Source organism: Patescibacteria group bacterium (genome assembly GCA_024238995.1).
GTDB lineage: Bacteria > Patescibacteriota > Minisyncoccia > Minisyncoccales > JANBVM01 > JANBVL01.
This window is the reverse complement of sequence record JANBVL010000006.1, coordinates 29,441-38,066: the sequence shown is the minus strand read 5'-3', so window position 1 is coordinate 38,066 and position 8,626 is coordinate 29,441. Positions and strand designations below refer to the sequence as shown.

At 33.2% G+C, this 8,626-nt stretch carries 11 protein-coding genes; all 11 read right to left on the bottom strand.

Annotated elements, in window-relative coordinates; translation table 11 throughout:
• Positions 1-568, bottom strand: a 568-nt coding sequence (locus KJI70_02685) for a hypothetical protein (protein MCP6718421.1), incomplete at its 3' end; no start/stop codon positions are given.
• 3 nt (positions 569-571) lie between these two features.
• A complete protein-coding gene (locus KJI70_02680; protein ID MCP6718420.1) occupies positions 572-1,882 on the bottom strand; it encodes an HD domain-containing protein in 1,311 nt (436 codons plus the stop codon).
• 3 nt (positions 1,883-1,885) lie between these two features.
• Complete coding sequence (locus tag KJI70_02675; GenBank protein ID MCP6718419.1) at positions 1,886-2,356, bottom strand: GreA/GreB family elongation factor; 471 nt, start codon at positions 2,354-2,356, stop codon at positions 1,886-1,888.
• A gap of 257 nt (positions 2,357-2,613) precedes the next feature.
• Positions 2,614-3,582 (bottom strand): acyl-CoA dehydratase activase, encoded by a 969-nt coding sequence (locus tag KJI70_02670; GenBank protein MCP6718418.1) that lies wholly within the window; start codon positions 3,580-3,582, stop codon positions 2,614-2,616.
• Positions 3,579-4,667, bottom strand: a complete 1,089-nt coding sequence (locus KJI70_02665; protein MCP6718417.1) for a hypothetical protein — start codon at positions 4,665-4,667, stop codon at positions 3,579-3,581. Before KJI70_02665 ends, KJI70_02670 begins: the two co-directional genes overlap by 4 nt.
• Positions 4,664-5,572, bottom strand: coding sequence for an acyl-CoA dehydratase activase-related protein (locus KJI70_02660; GenBank protein ID MCP6718416.1), 909 nt, complete (start codon positions 5,570-5,572; stop codon positions 4,664-4,666). The genes KJI70_02665 and KJI70_02660 overlap by 4 nt, the downstream gene beginning before the upstream one ends.
• Positions 5,573-5,574: 2 nt before the next feature.
• Positions 5,575-6,822: an endonuclease Q family protein gene (locus tag KJI70_02655; protein ID MCP6718415.1), complete on the bottom strand. Its 1,248-nt coding sequence runs from the start codon at positions 6,820-6,822 to the stop codon at positions 5,575-5,577.
• Positions 6,822-7,244, bottom strand: a complete 423-nt coding sequence (locus KJI70_02650; GenBank protein MCP6718414.1) for an MgtC/SapB family protein — start codon at positions 7,242-7,244, stop codon at positions 6,822-6,824. Before KJI70_02650 ends, KJI70_02655 begins: the two co-directional genes overlap by 1 nt.
• Before the next feature lie 40 nt (positions 7,245-7,284).
• Positions 7,285-7,545: a hypothetical protein gene (locus KJI70_02645; GenBank protein ID MCP6718413.1), complete on the bottom strand. Its 261-nt coding sequence runs from the start codon at positions 7,543-7,545 to the stop codon at positions 7,285-7,287.
• Positions 7,546-7,588: 43 nt separating this feature from the next.
• A complete protein-coding gene (locus KJI70_02640; GenBank protein ID MCP6718412.1) occupies positions 7,589-8,143 on the bottom strand; it encodes a hypothetical protein in 555 nt (184 codons plus the stop codon).
• Positions 8,144-8,392: 249 nt separating this feature from the next.
• On the bottom strand, positions 8,393-8,626 hold a 234-nt coding region (locus KJI70_02635), incomplete at its 5' end, for a hypothetical protein (protein ID MCP6718411.1).

The following is an 8,626-nucleotide window of genomic DNA, read 5'->3' as shown; positions in this document are numbered from 1 at the left end:
CCATTGCAGAAAGCGGGTCTTTGCCTTGATTATCTAATAACAAAACACTGCCAGAATCTAATACATCTTCCCAAAATGGTGTACCAACCTCAATAGCAAAAACATTATTTCTTTTATCTTCTGAAATCTTTTCCATCACCTTGTCTGTAAAAGCCCCTCCATTAGACAATCCTGTTATAATAACTTTGTTTTCAGGATTATTTGCAATAAAATCTTCTATTTCAATAGCTAATTTTTGTGATTGTTTTTGAAAGAGAGTAAATGTTTCTTTCAGTCCTTCAATTATTCCAAAAAAACTTTCTTTAGTCCTTTCATAAGGAACAACTACTGAATCATAACCTAAATCTTTTAATGTTTTTTGAATTCCCTCAATGATCGGCCTGAAATCATCAGCTTGATCCAGCGGAGTATTGCCCCAGCCACCAGAGTTAAACACAATAACAACTTCTTTATTTGAAGCTAAATTAATCATCTCTTTAAACTGAGAATTCTCAGGAGGCTCTCCTAAAAGAAAAAACGATCCTATTAACAGGACTGATATAATAATTTTATTCGTAATTCTGTTCATATTTTACTTATAGAACGTTTTTTTCATTTCGTCCATAAGCTTGAAATTTATATCATTATCAGAAACTTCAAGTGCCCATTCCCAAATTGGCGCAGCAGCAAAGTTTTTATCTTTTTTCTCATAATCCAAAGCTTGCAGCAACACTGCCATAACGTTTAGCTGAGACAGGAAACGGCCTTCAGGCGAGTTTTTAGTCCTATATTCATGCCAAAGATTATATATTTCCTTCCCAGAAGAACCTTTCAACCTCAAGCCAAGTCTTTTAAACGCCCTTCTTTCTTGTTTAAAATCTTCAATAAACTTTTTCATTTTTTCTTTCTTTGAAAGACGCGGCCACTTCTTTAAGACTTCTTTTTCTTTCCCTTTTTTTCTTTTCAAAATTCTGTCATAAGGAGTTGAATCACCAGTATAAACAGCAGATATCTCGTGGATTAAAGCCATTTTTAACATCTTTTCTGCATCATGTGTCCTGCTTTTCTGACTGCTGAAAAGCCAGGTCATTAAGGCAAGTGTGAACATATGACCAGCAACTGTTTCAGGATTTTTAACGTCTCTGATTGTCCAATACAACCGAGGCATGTGCTTTAACTTTCCTATCTCTAAAAGAAAATCAAGAATATATGTTAATTCCTTTTCTCTTTTTTTAAAGGTTTTCGATACTTTAATCCTTTCTCCAAAAAACCTCCTATAACGGCGGTAAAGCCTTTTTTTAATTACTGTTAAAAAATCTAACAGCAATGGATCTTCAACAATCTCCTCTGTTCCTTCCCACCAGCTAGTTCCTCCAATATTATCATCGCTGCCAAAATACTCAATTGACTGAAGAAGGGTTTCAATTCTGTCTAATTGTTTAACAAATTTCGCTTCTTTGCTTATTCTTTTCTCATAGTCATACCAATGAGAATAAATATTATCTTTAAGTTTTGGCTCAAGGGGGCTAATTAGCTTTAAAAGAGCTTTTTTTTCTCTGTTGAATTTTTCTTTAGCTTTTTTCTGTTTTTCTTTTTTTGAAAGGCGAACCCATCTCATTAATAACTTTTTATCTTTTTTCTTTTTTATTGATAATCCATGATAATAATCAAAAGGAGTTGAATCTCCAGCATAAACCTCGCAAAGATCATGAAAAAGAGCAATTTTAATTGCTCTTTTAACGTCTAAATTTGCTTTTTCTGCCATTAACCAGGAAGCAACTGCAACTCTAAAAATATGACAAGCAATTGATTCAGAATTCTTAACATGCATTGAAACCCAACCAGTTCGAGACATTTTTTTTAATTTATTTGCCTCAATTAAAAATTTAAGAGAGCCTTTCATGAGCTAGGAAGAATAATTAATTTTTTTAATCTTATAAATTATCTTTATAGGCGAGTTTACTTCTATTCTATCATTGAGTTTGTGCCCTAATAAAATTTTTCCAATAGGCGACTCTGAAGAGATTGTGCCTTCATTAGGATTAGCTTCTAATGTTCCAACTATTTTAAATTCATTAATTTGTCCGTCAGACTCTTGCAAAATCACTGTTGCGCCTAAATGAACAACGTTTCTTTTGCTTTTTGGAGGCAATTTTATAAGCTCAATATTTTTTAAAATATGCTCCAGTTCAACAATTCTATTTTCTAAAAAGCTTAAATCTTCTCTAAAAACAACGTATTCAGGATTTATATCATCAGACTGCAAAAGCGAAGGAGTTTCTCCTTTTGTTTTTGCCAATCTAAGCTTTTTTAAATCTTCAAACTCTTTCCCTATTTTCTTTAATCCTTGTTTTGTTAAATAGTATTTTTGGACCATATTAATATAAAAGGGCCTCTTAAGAGGTCCAGTCATTTTGTTTTCAGATTTTAGACACTTTTGACTACTGAACCTCCGCTTATACCCCAATATTTACAGTTAAAAAACAAACTGTAATTTGGTAAATAAAAATGGATTTCAGTTTTCTTTCTTGTGTCATCATGCTTGTTTCAATTCGCATACTCATTATAGCCAGACAAAAGATGCTGTCAAGTTCTCCTACAATCGTAAAATAAAAATTATTTTCCTGTTTTTTTTCAATTGCTAATAGATAAATTACTCCACTTACCGCACCTATCACCCCAACGAGCAAGAATTTCTCCATCTATTCTCGCTTCAATAACCTCGCATTGATTGGGGCAATCTTTGCAATCAAAAGAGGTACATTTAATGTCCTTATTAGAAACTTCAAAGCCTGAAAACTTTGTTTTTTGAGGAGAATGTTCTTTAATTAAAAGTGCTGCTCCCAAAGCACCCATGACAGTATTATGCTCCGGAACAATTATTTCCTGTTCTAAAGTATCTTCAAAAGCTTTTTTCATTCCTATGTTTTGAGAAACCCCACCCAAAAATACAATTGGAGGTTTGATGTTTTTTCCTTTCGCAACATTTGATAAAAAATTTCTTGCCAAACCCTGACAAAGACCAGCAACAATATCTTCTACTTTGTGACCGATTTGCTGTTTATGAATCATGTCTGATTCGCAAAATACAGTACATCTAGAACCAATAGCAGTAGCCCCCTCTGATTTTAGTGCCAGTTCACCGAATTGTTCAATGGGCACTTTTAATCTAAACGCCTGAGCATCTAGAAAGGAACCTGTTCCCGCGGCGCAGACAAGATTCATAGCAAAATCAACTGCCACTTTATCCTCTAAAATAATGATTTTTGAATCCTGGCCCCCAATCTCAAGAATGGTTCTAACGTCAGGAACTAAAAAAGAAGTTCCTTTGGCATGAGTAGTAATTTCATTTTTAATTAAATCGGCACCAGTAATAACTCCTGCCAAGTGTCTGGCCGAACCCGTTGTTCCGACTCCAGATATCTCAACATTTAAATTAGTTTCTTTAATACTATTTTCTAATTTTTTTAATCCCTCCTGAATAGCTTTTATTGGGTCTCCTTTTGTCCGGAAATAAGAAGAGTAGATAATCTTACCCTCGTCGTCAATTAAAACTACTTTTGTTGAAATAGAACCAACGTCAATTCCTAAATATGTTTTCATGTTTTTTTACTTTTGTAATAATTAAACACTACATCAACAAAAGCTTCAATCCTGGTATTCATCCCAGCCTCAGCAACCTGTTCGTCTAAAGACAAAGATAAAAAAGGAATTTTACTTTGCTGATGAATCCTTTCTAAGATTGGCCTGATAGTTATCTCTGGCATACAAGCCATTGGCAAAACCTGGATTACTCCATCAAAGTCTTTTTTAACATAATCAAGCATTTCGTAAACAGCGTCTCTGCCATGTCCGCCAACAGTTGATTTCAGATAAGGATTTATTGTTTTTTGTATTATCCAATCTTTCCAAGGATACAATAATTTCTTTAAATGATAACTTAAATCCATCTGCCTGTAAATTTCTATTCTTTCCAGTCCCATTTTCTTTTCAAGTTCAAAATTAACAGCTGAATCACAAACAGTATAGATTTCTCCTATAATAGCAACTCTAGGAAACTTTTTATTTTTATCAATCTGAATTTCAGAAAACTTTTTTAAGATTTGCTTTTTAGTGTTTTTGAAATCTTTTCTTTGATTTAAATTCTCAAGCTTTAAAAGCGCCCACTGAAGCGCCCTATCAGTCTTTCCTTTTTCAAGCTCTCTTGGCCTGTAATACTGAGACATTTTTTCAAGCTTTTCAATTAATCTTAATTCTTTAAAAAAGAAAATTGCTATTTTAATAAATTCCAGCGTTGAAACTCCTGAAGCAGTTTTAAGTTTCGTGTAAATGTCTTTTGGAGTTGTTCTTAAATCAACGAAATTAATATCCCAGCCATCTTCTTTTAAAATCTTGTCTTGAATAATTCCATAATATCTCTGACGGCAAGACCCTCCAACATTTTGAACCATAAAAACTGTTTTGGCCCCTTTTTCTAAGGCTGGCAAATAGCTGCCAATAGTCGCCTTCATTGGAAAACAAAACATGTCTGGCGTTATTCTAGCCCCCTGGATAATTGTATTAGGATTAGACTTTTCAGGAGAGATAACTTCCATGCCCAATTGCTTTAAAAGCGAAGCAAAAACAATACTGTAATTTCCCCAACGGGCAAAAGTGACTACTTGTTTTTTATTTGATTTATTTTTCATAGTGTATCAATAAAAGCCTCTAATCTTGTCTGAAGGCCAGCTTCGCCAGTGTGTTCGTCAACAATAATATATAAAAAGGGAATTTTTTTTGATCTAAACTCTTCTTCAACAAACTCTTTTAATACTGCATCGCAACCGCACTGGAAAGAAGATATTTGAATAGCTCCAACAATATTATATTTAAAAGTTTCATTTATTTTATCAATTATTTCTTTTCCAAACTCCCAATGAAAATCTATTTTAAAAGAATCTTTATTATTTCGGTCAATCTTTGTTTTGTCAGACATATCCTGAGAAACTTCATCTATAAATATTGGTTCAATCCCTAGTTTTTTTAACTTTTCTTCTACCCTTAAATTTACATAGCTATCAAAAAGATTATATGGATGGGAGACGAGAACAATCTTTGGTTTTTTAGATGATATTTTATTTAAAAAACTTTGTTTTTCTTTATCTTTTAATTCTTTAACTTCCAATAAACTAAGCTCATATGCCTGTTTTGTTTCCCTGGAGCTCTTATTTAATTTTGCGCCTAACTTCTTAAGGCTCCTAATAAATCTTTGTTTCTTTTCATCAAACACCTCGGTCAATATCGGGGTTTTAACTATCATTTTTGCCAAATCAGGCAAAGCAAAGAATTTAGGACAATATTCAAGTTTTTCTTTATTTGTTTTTAGCCTTGGAACAAAAATGAAATCACATTTTGTATCCAGCCACATTAAGTGCCCCCAATAAACTTTATTTGAAAAACAAGTTTCAGGGTCAGCAACTTTTATCCCAAGACTAACAATTTGTTTATTTGTCAAAGGGGAAAGCACTGTTTTAAAACCAAGATTATTAAAAAAAATCTTCCAAAAATATGGTTCTTTAAAATGAATTAAACCTTGTGGAATGCCAATAGTCATCACTAAAAAAGAGTTGTTTGTTTAGATGAGGCTTTGGGTTTTTGTTGTGAAAAAATCTTTACTGTTCCATAAACACCATCATAGCCAGGTTCAATAATAAGATTTCCTTTTCTCACCCTTATTATCCCTTCAGCAATTTCAGGAAAAGTGGCTGCTTTTAAATCTTGCTTTGGACAATCAATTAAAATCCCAAGCTCATTACCTAGTTTTTCTATCAAATTATTGTACCCCTCGTCAACTCTTTTGGAAGCGACTGTCATTCCTAAGGCTTCGGCAACTATTTCTTTTAAAGGCACAAGGCTCTTAAAAGGAATTGCATTTTCGGGTTTAAAACCCTTGGGTTCTTGGGAAATTTGTTCAATTCTATTCAAAACTCCCACCGTTAAGCCTCTGCCGCAATTAGGACAAACATTATTGTATTTCTTTGTTTCATCTGGAGAAAGCCTCAGATTACAAGCACGATGACCATCATAATGATATTTTCCTTCTTGAGGGAAAAATTCAATTGTATAAAGAAGTTTTTTAGGATCTTTTGATTTTATAGCCTCAAAAATAGCGGGATAACTAATGTCAGTATCAAAGACATTGGCCTCTCTACCGATTTTTTCTGGTGAATGAGCATCTGAATTTGAAAGAAGAGTTAATCTTTGGCCGTCTGGCATGCGCCAGATCATTTCAGGGTCAGCAGAAAGCCCTGTCTCTAAAGCATATATATACTTAGAATACTCCTCAAAACACTCATTCAAAGAGTCAAAACCTGATTTTGAACCAAATAAAGAAAACCAAGGCGTCATTATATGGGCCGGAACAATTAAACAATTTTCTGATGCATCTAAAACAATCCTTGCTAGTTCTTTTGCATCTAACCCTAAAATAGGCCTGCCATCAGATTGTAAGTTCCCAATCAAGTCTAAACGAGCATTAATTTTATCAACAATTTCAAAAGAAGGAGCAAAAACTACTATGTGAATCTTTCTCACTCTTCCTTTTTTTGAATAAATACAACTTATTTCAGCTGTTAGGATAAATCTTGTTTTTTTATTATCGTTTTTAACTTTAAAAAGCCCGCTTTCAGCAGGTTCTAATTTGTTTTTTAATTCCTTGAGCCAAATAGGGTGGGTAAAATCACCAGTTCCTAAAACTCTAATTCCTTTAATTTCTGCCCACTTATCAAGATTTTCCAAATCCATTCTAGGAGAAGTGGCTCGTGAGTATTTTGAGTGAATATGAAAGTCAGCAACAAACTTCATTAATCCTTTTTAAAAATTTTGACTTCCAAAATTCCAAAAATAATAAATATAATAAGAGAAAGCAAAGTAGCGAAAGCAGCTAAAAAGTAAAATTTTGTTCCAACAGCTACTCCTATTGCAGAAGCAACCCATAAACCAGCGGCAGTAGTTAATCCCATTACCCCTGATGACTGCTGGAAAATAACTCCAGCACCTATAAAACCAATACCAACAGCAACGGCTTGAATTATCCTTAAAACGTCAAAATCACCATTAAAAGTATTGTTCATTTCCAAAGCCACAATTGTAAAGAGACAGGTGCCCAAAACTATTAAGCTATATGTTTGAAGGCCAGCTTCCTTTCTTTTATACTTTCTTTCTATGCCTAATAATCCTCCCAAAATAACAGACAAAATCAATTGATAAATTATTTCATTATCCATATTTAAAAAAAATATTAACTTAAATTATAATTACGCTCTCCTAGAGCTTATACACCTTATAGCCGTCTCTTGCTTTCTCTTCAACTTTCAAACCAACTGAATCTCCTGACTTAGCTTTGTCTATTTTCTTACGGTCAACTTCCATTGATTCAATTTTTTGACTAAAATCAGTTTCTCCGCCAACTATTCTTATTTCGTCACCAACTTTTAAATCATCTGTAAGTTTAATTACTACCACACCAATTTGCCCAAAATAGTGAGTGACTTTTCCGATTAATTTTCCTTCTGTTTCATTTGCCATAAATGAAAAACAAAAAATTATTTAAATATATATATAAATATTATTATTTACCGACCTTTGATTTGCGTTTCCTAATATGCTTGATTAAACGCTCTACTAATGCTTTTGGCTCTGTTTCATAAAATACTCTTCCATAGCCCCTGTAAGGCCCCTTGACTATACTTTTAATTTTATCAGCTGTTCCGCCTGTTCCTTCTAAAACACCGACAGGTTTCTGTATTTCAAAAGCAGTAACAAACTCATGTAAAGTTCCCATTCTTCCGCAGATTACTAAAACACCATCAGCAGCTTTTGTCATTATCATGTTTCTTCCTGTGTAATCAGCTCCTGTATAAACCATAACATCAAAAGGTTTTGTTGGCAGTCTGTAGGTTTTGATGTGTGCTGTTTCAGAAATAGCAGGAGAAAAGCCAATTGAGATTCCGCCCACTTCTTTAAATCCTAAAGTAGCGAAATAAGGCACCCCTGTTGTCCCTCCAGTAACCAAAACACACTTATGACGAGCAATTTCTCTTCCAACTTCTTTACAAATTTCTTCAATTTTTTTACAGCAATGATTCGTTTTTGCTGCTCCTGAAACCACTATTTTATAAGCCATGACAATTATATTTTATCCTTGTTTTAAAGAGAAATCAAACTAAAAAACAGAAGCATTCTGCTTTTGTTTTTTAGTGAGGAGGGAACACTCTTTTATGAAATTGGTTTTAGTCCGAACAGAACTGGACAAGTCCTGGAATTCCCTTAAACCTCCTTCGCAAAAAAATGTTTGTCCTGCGCGAATTTATCACGCACCCCCTCAACTTCTAATTTTAAGCCAGAGCAAATTTCTGTCAAGTTAACCCAGTCTCTATGTTTTTTTTGCAACTATATAAATATTTTGGCGATTCTTTTTATTATTTTTAGCAATTCCAGATTTTTCAATTTTAAATCCTGCTTCTTTAACTAAATTTTCTAATTCTTTTTTTGAAAACCAATGATAATATCTTTTTGTTTTTTTACCCCAGGGCTCATAAATATCGTTCCAGTCTAATTTTGATTTTCCAATTAATTTTAAAAGTGTATATTTAATTAATAACTGCCA

Coding starts and splice junctions, on each gene's coding strand:
- KJI70_02680 (MCP6718420.1), bottom strand. CDS start 1,882: ATGAAAGGCTCTCTTAAATTTTTAATTGAGGCAAATAAATTAAAAAAA.
- KJI70_02675 (MCP6718419.1), bottom strand. CDS start 2,356: ATGGTCCAAAAATACTATTTAACAAAACAAGGATTAAAGAAAATAGGG.
- KJI70_02670 (MCP6718418.1), bottom strand. CDS start 3,582: ATGAAAACATATTTAGGAATTGACGTTGGTTCTATTTCAACAAAAGTA.
- KJI70_02665 (MCP6718417.1), bottom strand. CDS start 4,667: ATGAAAAATAAATCAAATAAAAAACAAGTAGTCACTTTTGCCCGTTGG.
- KJI70_02660 (MCP6718416.1), bottom strand. CDS start 5,572: ATGACTATTGGCATTCCACAAGGTTTAATTCATTTTAAAGAACCATAT.
- KJI70_02655 (MCP6718415.1), bottom strand. CDS start 6,822: ATGAAGTTTGTTGCTGACTTTCATATTCACTCAAAATACTCACGAGCC.
- KJI70_02650 (MCP6718414.1), bottom strand. CDS start 7,244: ATGGATAATGAAATAATTTATCAATTGATTTTGTCTGTTATTTTGGGA.
- KJI70_02645 (MCP6718413.1), bottom strand. CDS start 7,545: ATGGCAAATGAAACAGAAGGAAAATTAATCGGAAAAGTCACTCACTAT.
- KJI70_02640 (MCP6718412.1), bottom strand. CDS start 8,143: ATGGCTTATAAAATAGTGGTTTCAGGAGCAGCAAAAACGAATCATTGC.